This is a genomic window from Mongoliitalea daihaiensis (assembly GCF_021596945.1).
Classification (GTDB): domain Bacteria; phylum Bacteroidota; class Bacteroidia; order Cytophagales; family Cyclobacteriaceae; genus Mongoliitalea; species Mongoliitalea daihaiensis.
In genome coordinates, this window is the sequence record NZ_CP063779.1 from 1,053,065 (window position 1) to 1,074,226 (window position 21,162).

The following is a 21,162-nucleotide window of genomic DNA, read 5'->3' on the forward strand; positions in this document are numbered from 1 at the left end:
GTATAGGTTTGAAAGTAATGGTATGTTAACGAAGTAATTTTCCTACATGATTGCCGGCCACCAAGGCCTGAACTTCTTCCACGGAAACCAGATTAGCATCTCCAGAAATTCCATGTTTCAGTACAGAGGCTGCTACTGCAAACTCCAGCGCTGCTTGTTGCTCCATGTGGAGTAAGCCATAGATCAGCCCTGCCATGTAGGCATCGCCACCCCCAATTCTATCCACAATCTGTGGCATATCGTAGGATTTGGAAGTAAGCAGTTCTTGACCATTCCATAAGACAGCACTCAACTGATTATGGTTAGAAGAAATTGTTTCTCTTTCAGTAGTACTGATATAAGCAATGGATGGATAGTCACGCTTCGCAAGATGACAGGCTTCAACATATTCAGATGCTTGAATGTCCATACAATTTTCAAAATCTGTGAGGCCAGCAATGACCACATCTGCATAACGGATTAATTCAGGCATGATTTCCAATGGACTCTTGCCATAGTTCCATAGATTACGTCGGTAATTGATGTCAGCACTAACTTTTACTCCATGATTTTTTGCTGCTTTAAGTGCTTTCAAAAGGAAATCAGCAGCAGCCTGCGAAAGGGCAGGGGTGATTCCAGTCCAATGAAACCAAGCTGCGTCCAGAAATACCGCATCCCAATCGACTTCCGAGGCATCCCAATTTGCAAATGCAGAATCAAAGCGATCATAGATAATTTTGGATGCACGCTGCATCACTCCATTTTCGAGAAAGTAAAGACCCAATCTTCCGTCTTGAGCATACACATGGGTGCAATCCACAAGATGTTTGCGCAGATAGTTTTTCACAGCAAGACCTAAATCATGCGCAGGTAAAGCCGTCACGTGTTGTGAGGGTTGACCCCAATGGGCCAAAGAAATGGCTACATTAGCCTCCGCTCCTCCAAAGTGCACCTCAAATTGCTCTGCTTGCACAAAGCGCTCATGCCCTGGCGTGGAAAGCCTCATCATGATTTCTCCTATGGTGATGATTTTATTGCGCATGCCTGATGATACGTTTAATTGTTGAAATTACTGACTTTGCTTTTTTTCCTAAAATAATTTAATGTAAATTGTGCAATCGTTTGCGCAATATAAGAAAAAATTACATGAACGCCAGATTTTTAAAAATCCATACAAAAGATAATGTGTTAGTGGCTTTGACCGATCTGAAACAAGGAGAAATCATTGAGCAGGAAGGCAATACATGGACACTTGTGCAGGACGTCCCTGCCAAACATAAATTTGCTTGTGAAGTAATTTCTCCGGGACAACCTATTTACATGTATGGGGTAATTGTTGGTAAAACAAAAATTGACCTATCCTCCGGCCAGATAATCACCACCCAAAATGTTGCCCATGAAGCCAACTCTTTTGGCGAAAAAACAGAGATAACTTCATGGGCAGCTCCAAGCATTGAAAAATTTACTAACAAAACATTCAAAGGATTTCATCGAGCAGATGGACAGGTGGGTACTGCTAATTATTGGTTAATTATTCCCTTGGTATTCTGTGAAAACAGAAATGTAGAAGTGATCAAAGATGCATTTTTAGAGGAGTTGGGTTTTGCCAAGCAAAACCCATTCAAGTCATTGGTACAGCAAATGAAGGCCCTGTACGAATCTGGCAATATTCAAGAAATTGAAAAACTGGTAGTAGAACAAAGCATAGTTGAAGGAACAAATCACTTATTTGAAAATATCGATGGATTAAAATTCTTGACCCATCAAGGGGGCTGTGGAGGAACGAGACAAGATTCAGAGATGCTTTGCACCCTTTTGGCTGGGTACATACACAACCCCAACGTTGCCGGTGCGACCGTTTTAAGCTTGGGTTGTCAAAATGCACAACCTGCCATCCTTCGGGATAAATTAGAAAACTTGCAGGCAAATTTCCAGAAGCCAGTTTATATCTTAGAACAACAGGTAGAAGGAACCGAAAATCAACTGATTTCGGAAGCGATCAAAAAAACATTTTTGGGATTAATTGAGGCCAATAAATACGAGAGGCAAGAAGCACCCTTGAGCAAATTAAGCATTGGATTAGAATGTGGTGGTTCAGATGGCTTCTCGGGTATTTCAGCCAACCCTACAGTTGGCCACGTCTCTGATTTGATAGTCGCTTTAGGAGGAAAGACGATGTTATCCGAATTTCCTGAGCTTTGTGGGGTAGAGCAAGAATTGATCAACAGATGTGTAGACAACTTAATTGCAGAGAAGTTTTCGCACCTGATGTCAGCCTATGAGTCAGCAGCTGTGAAAGCAGGTTCGGGTTTTGACATGAACCCATCTCCAGGTAATATCAAAGACGGATTGATCACCGATGCTATTAAATCAGCAGGTGCAGCCAAAAAAGGAGGTACTTCACCAGTAGTGGATGTGTTGGACTATGGAGAATACCTTCAAAAAAACGGACTTAACCTATTATGTACTCCTGGCAATGATGTAGAAAGTACCACAGCCATGGCGGGTTCAGGAGCCAACATTATCCTGTTCACCACAGGTCTCGGCACCCCAACTGGGAATCCAATAGTTCCTGTAATCAAAATTTCCTCCAATACCCGACTGGCTGAGCGCATGCCTGATATCATTGATTTCAATACTGGACCGATTATCACAGGGGAAAAAACAATTGAAACTATGGGCGAAGAGTTGTTAGATTATATCATTTCAGTAGCCTCAGGTGAGCATCAAACAAAAGCTCAACATTTGGGCCAGGATGATTTCATTCCTTGGAAGCGGGGACTGTCTTTGTAAGACTGTCAAGTTATCATTGATTGACATATAATAAAACCACCACTTATGAAAACAGCTTTTATCTATCCTTCTCTTGTCATTACTTATTTGATTTTTGGATTTGCATTGACTAGCGATGCACAAATCCTATCAACTCCAAATAAATTGCAGGAAAAAATCATCCTTGAAGGACGTGATCGTATCATAGAAAATGCCAACCGATACCTGCAACAGGAACCCGTGACCGTCACTGCAAAAGTGTCCGAGCGCAGTGCAGGAGGACCTAATGATTTTTACTCAGAAGGTGACTATTGGTGGCCGGACCCAAACAACCCTGGTGGACCATTTATTCAAAGAGATGGGGAACGGTTTACGGATCGTTTTGAACATGACCGACTTGTGCTTAGAGATTTTGCTGAATATACTGCAGCCCTAAGTAGTGCCTGGCTACTCACGGGAGACCAACGGTATGCTGATCATGCACTGATACACCTGAGGGCTTGGTTTACAAATCCTGAGACCCTGATGAATCCACACATGTTGTATGCGCAAGCCATCCAAGGGCGGGTGACGGGCCGAGACATTGGGATTATTGACGCCTACCATCTGATTGAAGTGGCACAATCCGCTCGAGCGCTTGAAAAAACCAGGGCTATTCCTGATGAAGATATCAGGAGAATCAAGAATTGGTTTGGGCGCTTTATCACGTGGATGACCACCCATGAATATGGTATCGGAGAAATGAACCGGCTGAATAATCATGCGACTACATGGGCGGTTACCGCCTCTGCCATGGCAAGATTTGTGGGTCATGAGGGGATCCTAGATTTGGCAAAAAATCGCTTCAAATACATCCTCCTGCCAGACCAAATGGCCCTTGATGGAAGTTTCCCCCAAGAACTTGGACGAACAAAGCCTTACAGCTATTCCCTTTTCAACTTAGATGCATTTGCCAATTTGGCTTTTATCCTGTCTACACCCGAGGATAATCTGTGGGAGTATATTACGCATGATGGGAAATCCATGCAGTTGGGAATAAATTTCCTGACTCCTTTTATTGAAGACAAAGCAAGTTGGCCCTTTGCTGAAGATATTGATATCCATGAAAAATGGCCTATCCGTCATTCGCTGTTATTGTTTGCTGGTCTTTCTTGGCAGGATGAGCGATATATAGATCTTTTCTTAAGTTTTGATCCCCAACCTACCCACCCGGAAGTTTTACGAAATCATCCTGTGAGGCATCCTATCATTTGGATGGAAGACCTATGGTGAAGGAAAACTTAGCTAAAAGGTCTGGAATCGTACAACCGAAGAAATCATAATAATCCTAAATGAGGCAACTTTGCAACCCATTGGACGGGAAATTCCAAGGCCTGTAACTTGGCAACAAGCCCTACTTGTCTCCGAATCTGATTTCATCATAGCGCCTATCCCCGACCTACGCCGACTTGGTGGCCCCATGCAGGTCGAATTAATTGCTGGTTCAGGAATCTACCAAAAAAAATGTAAAGTATTACCTGCGTTGGGAAAATGGAGGAGCCAACCGAGTCCGAGAGGTTCCCAAACCTTGGCCACAGCCGACCATGCTACGTGTCTACAAGGTAAGTGAAGTCAGATAATTTCAACCGAACGTTTAAGAGGCCAGTGAAAAGAACACAAAGATATTAGTAAATTAAGTGCAACAAAAAGCAATCGTTTGCATAATATATCATCTTTTTTCTCGTATTGTATAGGATGAAAAAGTATATTTGTTTGAGTATTTTCAATCGATTAAAGAATCAAAATCCATATTTAATTTGTATTTTAAGGCTGATTTTGGAATATAATAGACAAATTCGAAGCCATCACCTTATTAAAACTTGTAAAATAATCTTATATTGCGCAAACGATAGCATAAACTATACCCACGATGCACACCTTTATACATACAAGATATTCTAACCACCCCTCTGATGTCAAGCAATACGATACGCAGCAGCTGCGGGAGCATTTTGTAATTGAATCATTATTTTCAGCGGATGAGATCCACGGAGTATATTCCTTAAATGACCGTTTGATCGTAGGCGGGATTTTCCCTCAATCCAAATCCCTTGAACTAGAAACTGTAGATCAGTTGAAGTCGACTTCCTTTTTGGAAAGAAGAGAAATAGGAATCATCAATGTGGGAGCAAGTTGCACCATAGATGTCAATGGAGAATCATTTACGTTGAATCATAAAGAAGCCCTATACATTGGCAAAGGTGCAGAAAAAGTTGTTTTTCACCCCTCAGAATCAGGAGACGCCCTCTTGTATTTTAATTCTGCACCTGCCCACACTAGCTTTCCTACTACCAAAGTTGATAAAAGTAATGCTGAAATAGTGGAACTTGGTTCAGCGGAAAATTCCAATGCACGAACTATCTACAAGTTGATTGTAAACTCAGTTGTGAGCACCTGCCAACTTCAGATGGGCATGACGGAGTTGAAAACAGGTTCGGTTTGGAACACCATGCCGGCACATACACACGATCGGCGTATGGAAGCTTATTTCTACTTTGATTTGCAAGCGGGACAGACCGTTTGCCATTTTATGGGCAAACCTCAAGAAACCCGTCACATGTGGCTGACTAATCATCAAGCCATTATTTGTCCACCTTGGTCTATTCATAGTGGGGCAGGAACATCCAATTATACCTTCATTTGGGGCATGGCTGGGGAAAACCTGAATTACGGAGATATGGATATTGTTTCACCGGATCAATTGCGTTGATTATGAGTAATCTGTTCTCATTGGAAGGAAAAGTTGCCTTAGTTACGGGTGCAACCCATGGCTTAGGAATGGCAATGGCAAAAGCTTTGGCAAAAAATGGAGCAACCTTAGTAGTCAATGGCCATACTGCTGAAAAAATGGCTGTCGCATTGCAGGAATACGAAAACGATGGAATACAAGCAAAAGGCTATCTCTTTGATGTCACCAATGCAAGTCAAGTAGCAGAAAACATAGAAAAAATCACTACTGAAATTGGCCCAATTGACATTTTGGTCAACAATGCAGGAATGATCATGCGAGTACCTGCCTTGGAGATGGACCCTGAAGATTTCAGAAAAGTCATCGATGTAGACTTGGTTTCACCTTTTATCCTATCTCAAGCTGTTGCCAAGGGCATGGTGGAAAGAGGAGGAGGAAAAATCATCAATATCTGCTCGATGATGAGCGAACTGGGTAGGGATACTGTCTCGGCCTATGCAGCAGCCAAGGGCGGATTGAAAATGCTCACCAAAAATTTGGCTACCGAATGGGCCAAATACAACATCCAAGTGAACGGCATAGGTCCCGGCTATTTTGCCACAGAACAAACCAAACCTATCAGAGTAGATGGTCACCCGATGAATAACTTTATTCTAGAGAGAACACCTGCTGGTAGATGGGGAGAGCCCGAAGATTTAGCTGGCGCTACGGTCTTCCTAGCATCTAAGGCCAGCAATTTTGTCAATGGACAAATCATCTATGTGGATGGAGGTATTCTGGCAACGATTGGCAGGCCTAGAGATTAATTCAATAACGTATGAAAAAAGGAAAAGCAACCATTCACGATATTGCTGAAAAATTAAACATCACCGCTTCGACGGTTTCCCGTGCTTTGAATGATAACCCGCGGATTTCAGAAACTACCAAAAAGCAAGTGGTCAAGATGGCAAAACAGCTCAACTACCAACCCAATCACATTGCTTCTGCCCTCCGAAGCGGCAAAAGCAAGCTGATCGGAGTAGTCGTACCAACTGCCAATCGTAATTTCTTTTCATCCGTAGTAAGAGGGATTGAGGAAATCGCCAATAATCTAGATTACAAGGTGATCATTTCCCAATCCTATGATGAGTACGACAAAGAAGTTCAAACCATCGAGGCCTTGCTCAATGCTCGGGTCGACGGCATCATCGCATCTATAGGCAAAAACACCTCCAATTTCGACCATTTTAAAAAAGTTCTCGAAAAAGGCATCCCATTGGTTTTGTTTGACCGGATTACCAACGAATTGGAAGTATCACAAGTAGTCATTGATGACTACTTAGCTGCCTATCAGATGACTGATCACCTAATCAAGCAGGGTTGTCAAAACATTGTACACTTTACCAGTCCTAAAAAAATCAACATTTATCGGGATAGATTAAGAGGCTATGAAGACGCTTTAAGGGACAACCAAATTCCATTGGATCCAAATCTCATTGAAGAAAGCAATATGCAATTGGATGACGGTAGACAAAGTACCGAAAATCTCTTACAGAAAGGCATCCAATTCGACGCAATCTTCTCAAGTTCAGATTATGCAGCTATGGGTGCATTACAAGTGCTCAAAGAAAAAGGCTTCAAAGTACCTCAGGAAGTCAAAATTGCAGGCTTTGGTAATGAGCCCTTTACCTCATTCACTGATCCACCGATCACTACGGTAGACCAAAAATCAATTCCCATGGGGAGAGTCACAGCAGAAACTTTTTTTGCCATCCTCAATAGTGACAAAACAGAAGTTACCCCTCAAAAAACGGTGTTGAAACCCGAGCTAATTCTTAGAAAATCAACCCAACAAGATTAAAATCTCATTAAACCTATTTGCTTATGTATCCTACCGAAGTCACAAGAAAACGTTTCTTATGCGAAGATTTTTTATTAGAGTCAGAATTTGCCAAAATCCTGTATCATAAGTATGCAAAGGACTTGCCGATCATTGACTACCACAACCATCTTTCTCCTGAGGAAATCGCTCATAACAAAAAATATAGAAGCATTTCAGAAGTTTGGCTTGCCGGAGATCATTACAAATGGAGAGCCATGCGAACGCTCGGAATTGATGAAAGATACATAACAGGGAATGCGAGTGATCAGGAAAAATTTCAAAAATGGGCGGAGACCGTTCCCTACACCCTTCGGAATCCTCTGTTTCATTGGACACATTTGGAACTCAAGCGATACTTCCACATTGATACACTATTGACCGGAGCAAATGCGGAGGAAGTATACTTCCAAACTACGGAATTGCTTCAAGAAAATTCCTTCAGAGCGAGGGGATTGCTTCAAAAAATGAATGTAGAAGTAGTGTGTACTACTGATGACCCTTCTGACAGTTTGGAATACCATAAACTTGCCCGTCAGCAAGCAAGCAGTCCGAAAATGTTCCCAGCTTTTAGGCCTGATAAAGCATTTGCCGCCGAAAACCCATTTCAATACATTGCCTACATCGGAAAATTATCCGATAGTGTAGGCTTTGATATCAATCACTACGGAGATTTGTTGCGAGCGCTTCAAAATAGAATTGACTTCTTTGCCGAAAACGGTTGCACCATTGCTGATCATGGCCTGGAACAGTTATTTGTTTTTACCGTTGGAAAGTACTCTCCTGAGCTTTTGTTCCAAAAACTAATGTTTGGGCAATCCTTACAACCCGAAGAAATCAACTATTTCAAATTCCATACCTTATTGGAATTATGTAAAATGTACCATGCCAAAGGTTGGGTTCAGCAGTTCCATTTGGGTGCTTTGAGAAATACCAACAAACGCATGTTGGCTACCTTAGGACCTGATACAGGCTTTGACTCCATTGGAGACTACAAGCAGGCAGTCCCACTTGCGGGATTTTTGAATCTTTTGGACTCCACGGATCAGTTAAGTAAAACCATCCTCTACAATTTAAATCCCGCAGACAACGAAGTCTTGGCTACCATGGTAGGTAATTTCAATGATGGCTCGATTAAAGGCAAAATTCAATTCGGTTCCGGCTGGTGGTTTTTGGATCAAAAAGATGGCATGGAAAAGCAAATCAATGCGCTTTCCAATATGGGCCTTTTGAGCTGTTTTGTTGGGATGTTGACGGATTCTAGGAGTTTCTTATCCTTTCCAAGACACGAATATTTCCGTAGAGTCTTGTGCAATTTGATAGGTAAAGATGTAGAAAAAGGAGAACTGCCGGCTGATGACAAATGGCTAGGTAAGATCGTTTCTGACATCAGTTACTACAATGCCAAAGCATATTTCAATTTCTAAGTCGGTCAAGTCTATGAAACCTTTACAGCATCTTACCCGGGAGAATGTATCAACGATGCCGAGACCCGTCAAAATTATTCAATTTGGAGAAGGTAACTTTCTACGTGGATTTTGCGATTGGATGATTGATTGTATGAATGAAACAACTGATTTCAACGGCAACATTCAAATCGTACAACCTTTGCATCAAGGTATGGGTACCCAAGTCAATCAACAAGATGGCTTATACCATGTTGTCTTGCAAGGCATTCACCAAGGGCAGGAAGTCAATGATGCCAGACTAATTACCGCTGTAGAAGGAGTTATCAATCCTTACGAGGATTTTATAGGATTCAACAACTTGGCAAAAAATCCCGACCTACAGATATTACTTTCGAATACTACAGAGGCAGGCATTGCTTTTGATCCGATGGATCTTTCCTATGAGCAAATTCCTCAGACATTTCCAGGAAAAGTTACCCTGTTGCTTTGGGAGCGCTACAACCATTTCAATGCGGCCAAGGACAAAGGCCTTTTGATATTACCTTGCGAATTGATTGAGAAAAATGGAGAACAGCTGAAATCCTGTATTCTTCAATACATACACCTATGGAAACTCCCACAAGCATTTGCAGAGTGGGTTATACAATCCAATATATTCTGTAATACCCTGGTAGATAGAATTGTACCTGGTTTCCCACACGAAAACATTCAGGAAATCCAGCAAAAACTGGGCTTCAGCGATTCTCTGGTGGTGAAAGCAGAACCTTTCCACTTGTGGGTAATTGAAGGTCCAAGGCATATTCAAGATATCTTTCCTATCCATCAATCAGGACTACAAATCAAAGTGGTAGATGATTTGACACCTTACCGAAGTAGAAAGGTCCGAATTCTTAATGGTGCCCATACTGCGATGGTTCCTTTGGCATTTTTGGAGGGATTGAGGACTGTTAGGGAATGTTTGGAGGACGCAAAGTTTGGCAAGGTTGTGGAACAAATCATCTTCCAGGAAATTATCCCAAGCATGGACATGCCACTAGAGGAGTTAGAAGCGTTTGCGGCGGCAGTAATGGATAGATTTAGAAATCCGTTTATCCGCCATGAGTTAGCCAGCATTGCGTTGAATGCTGTAGCTAAGTTTAAGGTTCGGGTGCTGCCAAGCATCTTGGATTACCAGCGTAGGCAATCAGTACTTCCCTCCACATTGGTGAAATCATTTGCAGCCCTTATAGTATTCTATAAAGGAAGCTACCAAGGAACAACCTTTCCTGTCAATGATAGCGTAGAGATTGTTGGTTTTTTTGAGGAGGTATGGAATGAATCATCCGAAATACCTTCAAAAATTGAGAAAATTCTCTCCAATGAAAGCCTTTGGGGAGATGATTTGCTGAAAGTTGAAGGACTGCATGAAGGTTTGGTAAAAGCCATTTCGGAGTATTTCTCAAATTAAAGGCTATCTAAAGAAGCCGAAAACATCAAAAGAAAAAGAGGCTGTCTCATAAGTTAATGCTTTAAAATAATGCCAAAATTTTATTTGGTTTGTAATCAGTGAAACTTTGTGCCTTAGAGCCTTCGTGGCATTTCTAGCCACAAAGCCACTAAGTCACAAAGGGATTGATTCTTAAACAGAATTTTGTTTGGTTAATAAAGCTGAAGAGCAATTTATGAGACAGCCTCTTTTTGATTGACAACAGGAATTAGATTAAGACTTGTAGGTAATTCCCGCTTCCACTCCTCTCAACTCAGCCAAGCCTTTCAATCTACCAATAGCCGAATACCCTGGATTCGTTACCTTCTTTAAATCATCTAACATTTGATGCCCATGATCAGGTCTCATCGGTAAGGACTCCTGACGCTCTTGTTGCCAGTGTAACAGTTCCTCAATAACTGCCGCCATTGGAACATCTCCAGCAAGATGATCTGCTTCATAAAAATTGCCCCACTCATCCCGCAAGGTACTTCTCAAGTGAATGAAATGAATGCGCTGTCCAAATTCACGAACCATAGCTGGTAAATCATTGGATGCTAATACTCCCAATGAACCCGTACAGAAAGTCAACCCATTAGTGGGACTAGGGTTATTTTCGAAGATTCTTCTGACATCACCCGAGTCACTCACCACTCTAGGCAATCCAAAAATATCAAATGGAGGATCATCCGGATGGATAGCCAATCTGAGTCCATGTTTATCAGCTACCGGAATTATCTGACTTAGGAAAAAATCTAAGTTGGCAGCTAAGCGGTCATGATCGATTCCCTGATACGTATCCAATGCCTCCTGAAACTGCTCTAAGGTATAACCCTCCTCCGAACCTGGTAAACCTTTGATAATGTTACTTATTAATTGCTCTCTGTCTACTAGTGATAGACCATCCACATAATCCTTAGCCCTATCGATGATTTCTTGAGTATAAGCAAACACGGCTTGAGGTCTTTTTAAAAGAAAAATATCAAAAGCTGCTACCGCTGTCATATCAAAACGCAAGGCCTTCGCTCCACTGGGCAACTCATAAGCCAAGTCCGTACGTGTCCAATCCAAAATAGGCATGAAATTGTAACAAACCGTTTGAATCCCTGCTGCCGCTAGGTTGACCAAAGACTGTTTATAATTTTCTATGCATTCCAAATATTCACCTGACCGGGTTTTGATATGTTCATGAACCGGTACAGACTCCACCACATCCCAAGTCAAACCAGCTGCTTCAATCATGGCTTTCCTTTGTTGGATTTCTTCAATTGACCACACGTGTCCATTTGGAATATGATGCAAAGCAGTGACAACACCTGTAGCACCCGCTTGTCTGATATCCTGCAAAGACACCGGATCGTTGGGTCCATACCAACGCATCGTTTGTTTCATTAAATACTTCAGCTTCATCGTTTGGCTATTTTTCAAAAAAATAAAAGTAAGGATTGCTAAACGATAAATCTGGCCTTTTACATGTTTCTTGTGCAATCGTTTCCGATTTTTTGAGCATATTTAGCATACAAAAGCAGCCCAATAATCCTGAAATGTCAGAAATTACTATCAAGTACCTTGCCCAGAAGCTCAACTTAGCCACGTCTACAGTCTCCCGTGCACTGAACGACAGCCATGAGATCAGCGAAGGCACCAAAAAGAAAGTAATGGAGCTGGCACAATCCCTCAACTTTCAGCCGAATGCCTATGCCAAGGGACTCCGTCAACAAAAAACCAAAACCATAGGCATCATCGTCCCCGATCGGGTGAATACTTTTTTTAACTTAGTGATAGAAGGAGCAGAAAGCGTATGCAGGGAAAATGGTTATAGCTTGATCGCCTACAATTCTTATGAAGATGTGGAGCAGGAAAAGAAAATCATCTACAGTTTACTTGGGGGAAAAGTGGATGCAGTCATCATGTCATTGGCAGATGAAGAAAAAGAAGCCAAACACCTAGAATGGTTACGTGAACGCAACCTTCCCGTCATTTTCTTTGATAGAATTGCCCAACACCTCGAGGGGATTAAATTTACAACCAATGACCAAGAAGCAGCTTACATTGGTACCAAGCATTTACTGGAAAAAGGCTGTCAAAAAGTAGTGTATCTAGGGCTGTCCAATACAAGCAGTGTAGGAATTGCCCGTAAAAAGGGGTTTATTCAAGCACATCAGGAATTGGGTAAAAAACTAGATACCAACTGTTTGATGGAATTGGGCCACAACAACAAAGAAAATCAAGAAATTTTGGAAAAGATGTTTTTTAAACTTTCACGGCCAGATGGGGTGCTAGCCGCAGCAGAGAAATTAGGATTAGCTACTTACCGAGCCTTGGCTAAGACACGAATTAAAGTTCCGGAACAAGTGCGGGTCGTAAGTTTTACCAATATGCAAATTGCCGACCTATTAAATCCACCACTAAGTACCATTGCCCAACCTGCTTTTAATCTTGGTAGCGCATGCGCTTTGGAATTGATCAAAGGGCTAAAAGATAAAAAAATAGACCTTATCCAAGAGAAACACATCATCATCCCCTCCGTTTTTACCCCAAGGGAAAGTTCGAAATAATGGAATCGATTGCGCAGATTTCAACCAAACTATTGGGCTGGGTGGGTTTTATTAGACAACTTTGACTAACCAATAAACCTATTCACCATGCAAGGAATCGCAGGAAAAGTAATAGTAATCACAGGCGGATACGGCGTTTTATGCGGAGCCATGACCCAAGCACTCGCAAAAGCTGGAGCAAAAGTTGCTATCATCGGATCATCTCAGGAAAAAGCAGATGCATTTGCCCAAACCATGAAAGGAGAAGTGTTAGGGTTTGGCGCAAGCGTTCTAGATAAACCCGCTTTGGAAACTGTGTATCAACACATCCTCCATACCTGGGGTCCCTGCGATATATTAATCAATGGGGCAGGTGGCAACCATCCCCAAGGAATCACAGATAGACCTATGATGGAGGTGGATGACTTAACTAATGACTCTGTCAAAACCTTTTTTGACTTGGATCCTTCAGGTTTTAACTATGTCTTCGAATTAAATTTTCTAGGCACTTTAATTCCAACTCAGGTTTTTGCTAAAGATATGGTCGGGAGAAAAGGCTGTTCGATTGTCAATATCTCTTCTATCGCTTCCTTCAAACCTCTCACCAAGGTATCTGCATACAGCGGTGCCAAAGCGGCAATTTCGAATTTCACGCAATGGCTTGCTGTACACTTTGCCAAAACAGGCATACGCGTCAATGCAATCGCACCAGGATTCTTCTTGGCGGACCAAAACCGTTCGCTTCTTACCAATTCCGATGGTTCACTGACACCTAGGGGACAGCAAATCATCAACCAGACTCCAATGGGAAGATTTGGATCACCGGAAGATTTGCTTTCTACACTTTACTGGCTACTGGATGAACATTCAGCATTTGTTACTGGGGTAGTAATCCCAGTGGATGGGGGATTCAATGCCTTTGCCGGAGTTTAAAAGCCTTTGCATAGGGCTTCATCCCCTGATTCCCCTGCATATTCATATATTCTAAATCAATACAATATCCTCTAAACCCAACTAACCTATGAAACATCCGATTAGATACTTCTCCTGCTTATTACTAGGGGCAGTTATGGCAGTCAGCAGCTGTCAACAATCAAATACCTCCACAGAAACCGAAATATGGGTTCCCATATTCGACGGCGAAACACTGAACGGCTGGAAGGCTGTGATGGGGCAAGCAGCATTTGAAGTAAGCAATGGAGAAATCATCGGTATTGCCAAGCATGGCACACCCAACACCTTCCTAGTGACCGAACAGCTTTACGATGATTTTATTCTAGAATTTGATTTAAAAATCAACCATATCTCCTCCAACTCAGGTGTCATGATCCGAGGGCAATTTGACCCAGAGGCTAATGATGGCAATGGCTTGGTATATGGCTACCAAATCGAAGCGGACCCGACTGACCGTGCCTGGTCAGGAGGATTATATGATGAGGCGAGAAGAGGCTGGATATATCCTTTGGACTTAAACCCAACTGCAAAAACTGCCTTCAAAATGGGCGAATGGAACACCTATCGCATTGAAGCTATTGGTAATGAAATCAAATCATGGATTAATGGTCAAGAAGTTGCCTATGTGGTGGATGCCATGGAAAGTAGAGGACATATTGGGCTTCAGGTACATTCCATTGGAAACATAGCGGATGAAGGGCAAAAAACTTATTTCAGAAATGTCCGCATACAAACTGAAAATCTCCAAGCTACACCCTTTTCAGGAGATGTGTTTGTGGTAAATACAGGTTTAAACGAGTTGACTGACTTGGAAAAAGCCAATGGTTGGAAATTATTGTTTGATGGCCAAACCTCTAATGGTTGGGTTGGTGCTTACAAGGATGCATTCCCTTCGCAAGGATGGCATATCAAAGATGGGATTTTGATGGTCGAAGCATCCGATGGATCTGAGTCCATGAGCTTTGGAGATATTGTGACAGTGGATAAATACAGTGCTTTTGATTTAGCTTTTGACTTCAATATCTCCGAAGGGGCTAACAGTGGTGTGAAATACTTTGTGACCCTCAAAGAAGGAAATACAGGTTCAGCCATCGGCTTAGAATATCAAATCTTGGATGATGATAATCATCCAGATGCAAAAAATGGTAGAGATGGCAATAGAACGTTGGCTTCTTTGTATGACTTAAAAACCGCTAATAAGCAGGCCAGGTATGTACGCAAGCCAGGAGAATGGAACCAAGGCAGGATTATAGTACACCCTGATAACAAAGTAGAACACTTCATCAATGGTGTAAAAGTACTGGAATACATACGCGGCTCCGAAGATTTTAGACAACTGGTCAGCGAAAGTAAATACAAGGTTTGGGAAAATTTTGGAGAAGCCCCAGAAGGACATATCTTGCTACAAGACCACGGTGACGAAGTGAAATTCAAAAACATCAAAATCAAAGAATTAAACTAACCCAAGATACACATGGACAATCATAATCAATCCAGAAGGGATTTTCTAAAAAAAGGTACGCTTCTGAGCGCAGGGTTAAGTTCCTTGGGAGCCGTGGGGTTCTCTGCCAAAAGCTATGGCAATATCATCGGCGCCAATGACCGTATCAACGTTGGTGTCATCGGACTTGGCAGAAGATTGGGAGCCTTTATTCCTCCACTGACAGACAAGTCTACCAATGTACGGGTAGCCTACTTGTGCGATGTCATGCGCTCTCAAAGAGAAAAAGCTGGAAAACAATTTAGCCAACTGCTTTCTTACAGTCCACCATTGGAGAACTCATTTTTCAAAGTTATTGAAGATAAAAGTGTGGATGCCATCATCAATGCCACACCAGACCATTGGCATGCACCAGGTACTTGGTTGGCTTTAGAAGCGGGCAAACATGTATTTGTTGAAAAACCCTGTAGCCACAATCCAAGAGAAGGAGAGTTATTGGTGGCGTATCAAAAAAAATACGGTAAAGTAGTGCAAATGGGCAATCAGCAGCGCTCCTCCGATCATAGCATTGAAATCATCCAGGAAATACACAATGGAGTCATTGGAATTCCCTACATGGCGAAGGCCTTTTATACCAATGCACGAGGAAGAGTCCCTAATCCAACGGCATCAGCTGTGCCTGATGGATTAGACTGGGAGCTATTCCAAGGACCATCCCCACGGAAAGCTTACATGCATGACACCTGGGATTACAACTGGCATTGGTACGGTTGGGACTTTGGCACTGCCGAAACTGGAAATAATGCTACCCATGAGTTAGATGTGGCAAGATGGGCGTTGCAAGTAGATTTCCCTAGCCATGTGGCTGTAGATTCCGGTAAATATCATTTCCAAGATGATGGTTGGGAAATGTACGACACCATGCATGCCACATTCAAGTTTGAAGGTAACAAAACTATCATTTGGGACGGTAAAAGCAGAAACAACTATGACATGTATGGCGGTGGTCGAGGAACCATCATTTTAGGAACAGAGGGCTCAGTTTTTGTAGACCGTGAGCACTATAAGTTAGTTGATCGGGACGGGAAACTCATACGTGAAGCCAAATCAGCAAATGCAGAAGGTGGTACAGCCTTGGGCGGTGGAGGAGACATGAGTACAACCCATGTAGTCAACTTTTTGGATGCCATCAGAGGCAAAGATAAGCCCCGTTCGCCTATCGACGATGGAAGAAAAAGTACACTCTTGTGTCACTTGGCAAATATCTCTTCCCGCATCGGAGAAAACTTTGATTGCAATCCTGCTAATGGCCATATTTATAACCGCAAGGGAATGGAACTGTGGGGTAGGACCTATGAACCGGGCTGGGAACCCAAACTTTAAGGTTAAAAAATCAGCGCTGAGCTCAAATTCAGCGCTTTTTTTAGCTTATCAACCATTTATCAAAGTTGGTTTGGGAGGTGAAAATGTTTCACTTAGATTTAAAAAAAAGAGTATCCTTGAAAAGACGTGATTTTATAAAGACAAGTGCTGTACTAGGATTGGCAAGTACCATTCCTGCATTCGCTATTCATAAGGGACTTCAAAAAAAGTACCGCATAGGAATTCTTGGCTATGGGGATAGAGGTAGTGGACTACATGCAGTGTTCAACGAACTCCCGGATTTATTCGAGGTCACAGCCGTATGCGATACCCTAGATTTTAGATTAGCCAATGTCAAAAACTATGCTGATGAGTCTTCTGTAAAATCCCACAAAGATTATCGAGCGATGCTGGAGGACACATCACTGGATGCAATTGTCATCAGTACTCCCCTCTATCTACATTTTGAACACGCCAAAGCTTGTTTGGAGGCTGGGAAACACATCTTCTTGGAGAAGGCCATGACCCATACCGTAGAGCAAGCGCTATCGCTGCAAAAAATCGCATCAAACCACACCCAGCAAACCATCCAAATAGGCCATCAGTACCGCTATTCTCCCTTGTACTTCAAAGTCAAAGATTATATCCGCTCGGGTTATTTGGGAAAAGTCACCCAGATAGAAGTACGATGGGATAGGAATGGAAGCTGGAGAAGACCTGTGCCAAACCCAGAGCTAGAACGGCAGATCAATTGGCGTATGTACCATGAGTATTCGGGCGGATTAACTGCCGAACTCCTTTCCCATCAGATAGATTTCATTGATTGGGCCTTTGAAACTAAACCAGACTCTCTTTTTGCAACGGGCGGAATTGATTACTTCAAAGATGGCAGAGAAACCTTTGACAATGTACAAGTATTAGCCCGCTACGATCAAGCAGGGATGGTGGGAAACTTTGGAGCTACATGCAGCAATGCGCACGAGGGATATCTTTTCAAAATCCGAGGAAGTAAAGGAACAGTCTCATTATTTTTCAACGATGGCTACTTCTATCCTGAGGCAGACCAATTAGCCGAACTGCAACAGGTAGATGGAGTATCCGGCGCCACCAAACTTAATTGGATGGCAGACAAAAAAGGCATTCGCTTGATTGATGAACCCCTGAAAGATGGTAGTTTTTATGCCTTGACTGACTTCTACCGCTGCATTGAAGAAAATGCATTGCCACATTCTAATGTGATGAATGGTGGAGATACTGCGATTATTGTGGCGTTAGCAAATGAGTCACTGAAGGATGGACAAATCAAACGATTGGATTCCTGACTAATCGTAGTTGGAATCATACAAATACCTATCACCTACTTTGGAAAGATTTTTAGATGCTTCCTTGATATGCTTTGAGTTCATCTTTTCCAATTGATTTATATAGAAATCAAACTCATCATTTTTTTGATTTGAGCACAAATCAATTTATAGAGTTTATCGATTCAGCAACAAATCAATAGTCCGTATGGCCGAGCATTTTTTTTAAAAAATGAGTTAAACCAGAAAGAGTAATGAAATTAATTATTTAATTAAAGGTCCTCAAATCCAAAAACCCCAAATTTCAACTCATCCTCATTTTCTTGATAGGCCTTTAGGTCCACCAAGTGGTACTTATTGTTCAATACAAATGATTGATAACAGGTATAATGGTCATCCAAAAACGCACGAGTAGAGAGAAAATTAAACTCTTTATCAAATTTATATACTGCAAATCTTGGTAACTGTGCTTCCGAATCCGGTTGCAGAACCTCAATTAAGAATCCTTCCTCCATTTCAAGGATTTTCCAAACTTTTTGCTGCTGACCACTATAAGCTCTTAATTCATAGATAGCCTCTTGACTTAAAGAAGCAAGTTCTTCATAGGTGAGGTCTGTTGGTATAGGTTTCTTCCAATTTTTAAGATCTAACTGCAATTCTTTGAGCAAGCTCCCTTGCAAATCATAAATCCTAAGAATATTTGAAATAGAAAAGCCTGTTATCAAGCCTTGGTAATGCGTTGAATAAATACCAAAAGGACCGGGTAACATATGCCCTTCCCCCCAAAATTTTTCTACATTTTCTTGGGGAAGTGGCGCCAGATGCTCGTAAGTTTTGTCTTCTAAGGAAAGGCTTAGTATACTATGATAAATTTTATTGGGGTTTCTACTTGGATACAAACCAGCAAAATAATTGAGGTAAAGCTTATTTTTTTGATTGAAAAAAAGCTTATTGCCATCAGAAAAGTAGAAATATCCATGGTCCTCTTCAAAATCAGGAAGTTTGAGTGTTTCTATCAAATCTCCTTTTTTATTAAATAAATAAACTACCGAACCAGCGTTTGAAATAAGGAAAACGCCATCCTCTCCAATATGGGTATTCACTAAAAAATGCTCGGGAATTGAATTTGGTCCGTCCAAAGGAATAGTTTTTCTAAAGAAATCCTTCCCGGTTTCCAAGTTACTCAATCTCAACTCTCCATTCCACATATTGTAAACAGCTACCACAGGTTCTCCATCCATGGTTGACACACTGAAGGAAAGAAAAATAAAGTTATCTTTTTCTGTAAGTGGTATGATTAGCTCCGTTTTGGAGATTGTAGCTGCTTGCTCTTGGGGGCCTGAGCAAGACATAACGAAGAGAATAAAAATTAGATACTGAAGTTTCATCATACTTTAATTGGAAGACTACCTCTTTATTTAAGGTTAATGCATGTAAATTCTTGGAAATAAATGCAAAAAAATTAAACTTGTTTGATAGTCTTCGTTTGCTGTTAAAATTTTTAAATAATAGTAACCGTGCCATCACAATTTGGACCAATTGACCCACTAGTCTTTGGAGTACATGTATCTGTTGAGAAAAAACGGACACAATAACCCACATTAGCGGACGGATCCGAACTTACTGTACACTTAGTCTTTCCTGGTCCAGGAGGAGGGTTAACTGAAGCATCACTAGCCGTTGAATAGTTTGACGGAAGTTGCAGAAGCATGACGCAAATGCCAATCAGAAGTCTTTTCATACTGATTTTTGTTTGGTTTTAACTAATTAAGCTTTAATATATGTCGTCAAAGAAAGAAAGAAAGAAAGAAAGAAAGAAATAAGCAAATTTTTTGGTTATTTTTTCGTTATTCATATTGAAAGATTCACAGTTGTAATATTTATTGAATTGTAATCATAATACCAGGATTTATCATCTTTGGAATTTTTGATTTAATTGATTATCTGGATTTATACGAGTAGCGATCCAAATGTGCACATTCAATAGCTTTCCAAGGCTTGTGTTGTATGTAGACCCTTGATAGTGGTTAATTATCCGCAATACGCTGTCTAATATTTTTACCTTGGTGAAATTGCGGATAATTATATTGATCTTAAATAATACACAGAACCATAATTCAAATCACTAGAAGGTTTTCGAAATCAAAACAAAAAATTACCCCACCTTCAATCGCACAAAGCCCAACTCATCATCTACATTTTCATGGATCCAAATTGTCCCATTTTTTACAAAATATACCCCGGGCCTTTTGCGGTAATCAGGGAGAAGAGTCTCTCCAAGCATTTGAAGGTCTTTATCGAAAACAGTTAAAACGACTTTATAGTAGCTTTCTCCATCTTGATTTTCAGATGGTTGTTGAATACTTGACAGACGATAGAAGCGCTCGGTACTTTCATCCCACACCCATCTACCAAAACTCACTTGAGAACCCAAAATCTTGGTTTGCTCGGTAAATTCCTCTCGACTACTGACTTTTTGTTTTTGACCACCCACCTTCTCGTTGGGTGTGAGCAAACTGTTGTATTCAATCAAGGAATAATCGGAAGAAATAGGATCAAACACCAAGGTTTCATTGAACATATCCGAATGAATCAAGACTTTATCTCTGTATTTCTGCTTATACACCGAACCCATAGAAGCCATTTTCATCCCATCTCCATCCAAAATGATTGAAAACTTCTCCATCTTTTGTGGATACTCAAAATCAATCATCTCTACGGTTTTTTCCTTTAAATCTAGCTTAGCCATGTAAGGAATATGCTCAAACATATTCATAAGGCCTATCAAAACTGTTTGCTCATCCAAAAACACATATTCCGTCTTGAAGGAAAAGCTCGTCTCTGCATCCGGAGCAAAATAATCGGTAGGGTGCAAACTCACGGACTCTGTCAAGTTACCTTCCAAATCATACAAACCACTTTTATCAAAACCATGCATAAATATCCTTCCATCTGGAAATGTACGAATGGCCATCACATAAGCAGATACAGCATTGGGCCCGTCATTAGCAAATGTAACTTTCTTATCCAACGCTTGCTGATTCAAATCAAAGACCTCGAGTTTCATGGATTTTCTATCATAGTTGTAGAGAAATCGTGTATCAGGGCTGAGGGTATAGGTAAACATACTTGCCCCCGCCATAACCAATTCCTCCCCTGAATCAATTAACACTGTATCTTGTAAGATGGTCAATTGAAGATCTCCTGAACCCCTAGAACCCTCTTGGGAAGAGCAGGAAAAGATTAAGAATGCAAGCGTGATAACCAATAAGTGTCTCATAAGCGTATAATTTTAAACAAATTATCGCTTTAGTTTTAAAAACACAAGTGATTGCCTGCTTTTTTAGTAAATATGC

The 21,162-nt window shown here is 41.3% G+C and carries 17 protein-coding genes; 13 read left to right on the forward strand and 4 right to left on the reverse strand.

What is annotated here, in order from left to right; genetic code table 11:
- Positions 1 to 25: 25 nt before the first annotated feature.
- A complete protein-coding gene (locus IPZ59_RS04345; RefSeq protein ID WP_236138657.1) occupies positions 26 to 1,021 on the reverse strand; it encodes a sugar kinase in 996 nt (331 codons plus the stop codon).
- A 104-nt stretch (positions 1,022 to 1,125) separates the two neighbouring features.
- Here IPZ59_RS04345 and IPZ59_RS04350 point away from each other — a divergent pair, with 104 nt between their 5' ends.
- The 8 genes from IPZ59_RS04350 to IPZ59_RS04385 all read left to right on the forward strand — a co-directional run bounded on the left by IPZ59_RS04350 (position 1,126) and on the right by IPZ59_RS04385 (position 10,193).
- Positions 1,126 to 2,772, forward strand: a complete 1,647-nt coding sequence (locus tag IPZ59_RS04350; protein ID WP_236138658.1) for a UxaA family hydrolase — start codon at positions 1,126 to 1,128, stop codon at positions 2,770 to 2,772.
- A 45-nt stretch (positions 2,773 to 2,817) separates the two neighbouring features.
- Positions 2,818 to 4,023, forward strand: coding sequence for an alginate lyase family protein (locus IPZ59_RS04355; RefSeq protein ID WP_236138659.1), 1,206 nt, complete (start codon positions 2,818 to 2,820; stop codon positions 4,021 to 4,023).
- Positions 4,024 to 4,093: 70 nt separating this feature from the next.
- The gene (locus IPZ59_RS04360) at positions 4,094 to 4,360 is read left to right on the forward strand and encodes a hypothetical protein (RefSeq protein WP_236138660.1); all 267 of its coding nucleotides are present in this window, start codon (positions 4,094 to 4,096) and stop codon (positions 4,358 to 4,360) included.
- Positions 4,361 to 4,660: 300 nt separating this feature from the next.
- Positions 4,661 to 5,500 (forward strand): 5-dehydro-4-deoxy-D-glucuronate isomerase, encoded by an 840-nt coding sequence (kduI, locus tag IPZ59_RS04365; RefSeq protein ID WP_236138661.1) that lies wholly within the window; start codon positions 4,661 to 4,663, stop codon positions 5,498 to 5,500.
- A 2-nt stretch (positions 5,501 to 5,502) separates the two neighbouring features.
- A complete protein-coding gene (locus tag IPZ59_RS04370) occupies positions 5,503 to 6,285 on the forward strand; it encodes a gluconate 5-dehydrogenase (protein ID WP_236138662.1) in 783 nt (260 codons plus the stop codon).
- Positions 6,286 to 6,296: 11 nt separating this feature from the next.
- Positions 6,297 to 7,319 (forward strand): LacI family DNA-binding transcriptional regulator, encoded by a 1,023-nt coding sequence (locus tag IPZ59_RS04375; protein WP_236138663.1) that lies wholly within the window; start codon positions 6,297 to 6,299, stop codon positions 7,317 to 7,319.
- Positions 7,320 to 7,342: 23 nt separating this feature from the next.
- A complete protein-coding gene (gene uxaC, locus IPZ59_RS04380) occupies positions 7,343 to 8,764 on the forward strand; it encodes a glucuronate isomerase (RefSeq protein ID WP_236138664.1) in 1,422 nt (473 codons plus the stop codon).
- Between the two features lie 13 nt (positions 8,765 to 8,777).
- Positions 8,778 to 10,193 carry a tagaturonate reductase gene (locus IPZ59_RS04385; protein WP_236138665.1) on the forward strand — a complete coding sequence of 472 codons (1,416 nt, stop codon included), beginning with the start codon at positions 8,778 to 8,780 and terminating at the stop codon, positions 10,191 to 10,193.
- A 252-nt stretch (positions 10,194 to 10,445) separates the two neighbouring features.
- Here the strand turns inward: IPZ59_RS04385 and uxuA are convergent, their stop codons facing one another.
- Positions 10,446 to 11,621, reverse strand: a complete 1,176-nt coding sequence (gene uxuA / locus IPZ59_RS04390; RefSeq protein ID WP_394800727.1) for a mannonate dehydratase — start codon at positions 11,619 to 11,621, stop codon at positions 10,446 to 10,448.
- A gap of 134 nt (positions 11,622 to 11,755) precedes the next feature.
- On the opposite strand from uxuA, the gene IPZ59_RS04395 reads away from it, so the two are divergent.
- The 5 genes from IPZ59_RS04395 to IPZ59_RS04415 all read left to right on the forward strand — a co-directional run bounded on the left by IPZ59_RS04395 (position 11,756) and on the right by IPZ59_RS04415 (position 17,827).
- A complete protein-coding gene (locus tag IPZ59_RS04395; RefSeq protein ID WP_236138666.1) occupies positions 11,756 to 12,769 on the forward strand; it encodes a LacI family DNA-binding transcriptional regulator in 1,014 nt (337 codons plus the stop codon).
- An 87-nt stretch (positions 12,770 to 12,856) separates the two neighbouring features.
- The gene (locus IPZ59_RS04400) at positions 12,857 to 13,681 is read left to right on the forward strand and encodes an SDR family oxidoreductase (protein ID WP_236138667.1); all 825 of its coding nucleotides are present in this window, start codon (positions 12,857 to 12,859) and stop codon (positions 13,679 to 13,681) included.
- A gap of 88 nt (positions 13,682 to 13,769) precedes the next feature.
- A complete protein-coding gene (locus IPZ59_RS04405) occupies positions 13,770 to 15,164 on the forward strand; it encodes a 3-keto-disaccharide hydrolase (protein ID WP_236138668.1) in 1,395 nt (464 codons plus the stop codon).
- Positions 15,165 to 15,176: 12 nt separating this feature from the next.
- Positions 15,177 to 16,526, forward strand: a complete 1,350-nt coding sequence (locus tag IPZ59_RS04410) for a Gfo/Idh/MocA family protein (RefSeq protein ID WP_236138669.1) — start codon at positions 15,177 to 15,179, stop codon at positions 16,524 to 16,526.
- A 116-nt stretch (positions 16,527 to 16,642) separates the two neighbouring features.
- Entirely contained in the window at positions 16,643 to 17,827 is a 1,185-nt protein-coding gene (locus IPZ59_RS04415) for a Gfo/Idh/MocA family oxidoreductase (RefSeq protein ID WP_236138670.1), read from the forward strand.
- A gap of 251 nt (positions 17,828 to 18,078) precedes the next feature.
- Here the strand turns inward: IPZ59_RS04415 and IPZ59_RS04420 are convergent, their stop codons facing one another.
- Both IPZ59_RS04420 and IPZ59_RS04425 read right to left on the reverse strand, forming a co-directional pair.
- Positions 18,079 to 19,197, reverse strand: coding sequence for a hypothetical protein (locus IPZ59_RS04420; protein WP_236138671.1), 1,119 nt, complete (start codon positions 19,195 to 19,197; stop codon positions 18,079 to 18,081).
- Positions 19,198 to 19,961: 764 nt separating this feature from the next.
- Positions 19,962 to 21,086, reverse strand: a complete 1,125-nt coding sequence (locus tag IPZ59_RS04425) for a DUF4221 family protein (RefSeq protein ID WP_236138672.1) — start codon at positions 21,084 to 21,086, stop codon at positions 19,962 to 19,964.
- Positions 21,087 to 21,162: the final 76 nt, after the last annotated feature.

What these genes read in the sequence shown, in the direction of transcription:
- IPZ59_RS04345 (WP_236138657.1), bottom strand. Translation starts at nt 1,021, where the DNA reads ATGCGCAATAAAATCATCACCATAGGAGAAATCATGATGAGGCTTTCC.
- IPZ59_RS04350 (WP_236138658.1), top strand. Translation starts at nt 1,126, where the DNA reads ATGAACGCCAGATTTTTAAAAATCCATACAAAAGATAATGTGTTAGTG.
- IPZ59_RS04355 (WP_236138659.1), top strand. Translation starts at nt 2,818, where the DNA reads ATGAAAACAGCTTTTATCTATCCTTCTCTTGTCATTACTTATTTGATT.
- kduI (WP_236138661.1), top strand. Translation starts at nt 4,661, where the DNA reads ATGCACACCTTTATACATACAAGATATTCTAACCACCCCTCTGATGTC.
- IPZ59_RS04370 (WP_236138662.1), top strand. Translation starts at nt 5,503, where the DNA reads ATGAGTAATCTGTTCTCATTGGAAGGAAAAGTTGCCTTAGTTACGGGT.
- IPZ59_RS04375 (WP_236138663.1), top strand. Translation starts at nt 6,297, where the DNA reads ATGAAAAAAGGAAAAGCAACCATTCACGATATTGCTGAAAAATTAAAC.
- uxaC (WP_236138664.1), top strand. Translation starts at nt 7,343, where the DNA reads ATGTATCCTACCGAAGTCACAAGAAAACGTTTCTTATGCGAAGATTTT.
- IPZ59_RS04385 (WP_236138665.1), top strand. Translation starts at nt 8,778, where the DNA reads ATGAAACCTTTACAGCATCTTACCCGGGAGAATGTATCAACGATGCCG.
- uxuA (WP_394800727.1), bottom strand. Translation starts at nt 11,621, where the DNA reads ATGAAGCTGAAGTATTTAATGAAACAAACGATGCGTTGGTATGGACCC.
- IPZ59_RS04395 (WP_236138666.1), top strand. Translation starts at nt 11,756, where the DNA reads ATGTCAGAAATTACTATCAAGTACCTTGCCCAGAAGCTCAACTTAGCC.
- IPZ59_RS04400 (WP_236138667.1), top strand. Translation starts at nt 12,857, where the DNA reads ATGCAAGGAATCGCAGGAAAAGTAATAGTAATCACAGGCGGATACGGC.
- IPZ59_RS04405 (WP_236138668.1), top strand. Translation starts at nt 13,770, where the DNA reads ATGAAACATCCGATTAGATACTTCTCCTGCTTATTACTAGGGGCAGTT.
- IPZ59_RS04410 (WP_236138669.1), top strand. Translation starts at nt 15,177, where the DNA reads ATGGACAATCATAATCAATCCAGAAGGGATTTTCTAAAAAAAGGTACG.
- IPZ59_RS04420 (WP_236138671.1), bottom strand. Translation starts at nt 19,197, where the DNA reads ATGATGAAACTTCAGTATCTAATTTTTATTCTCTTCGTTATGTCTTGC.
- IPZ59_RS04425 (WP_236138672.1), bottom strand. Translation starts at nt 21,086, where the DNA reads ATGAGACACTTATTGGTTATCACGCTTGCATTCTTAATCTTTTCCTGC.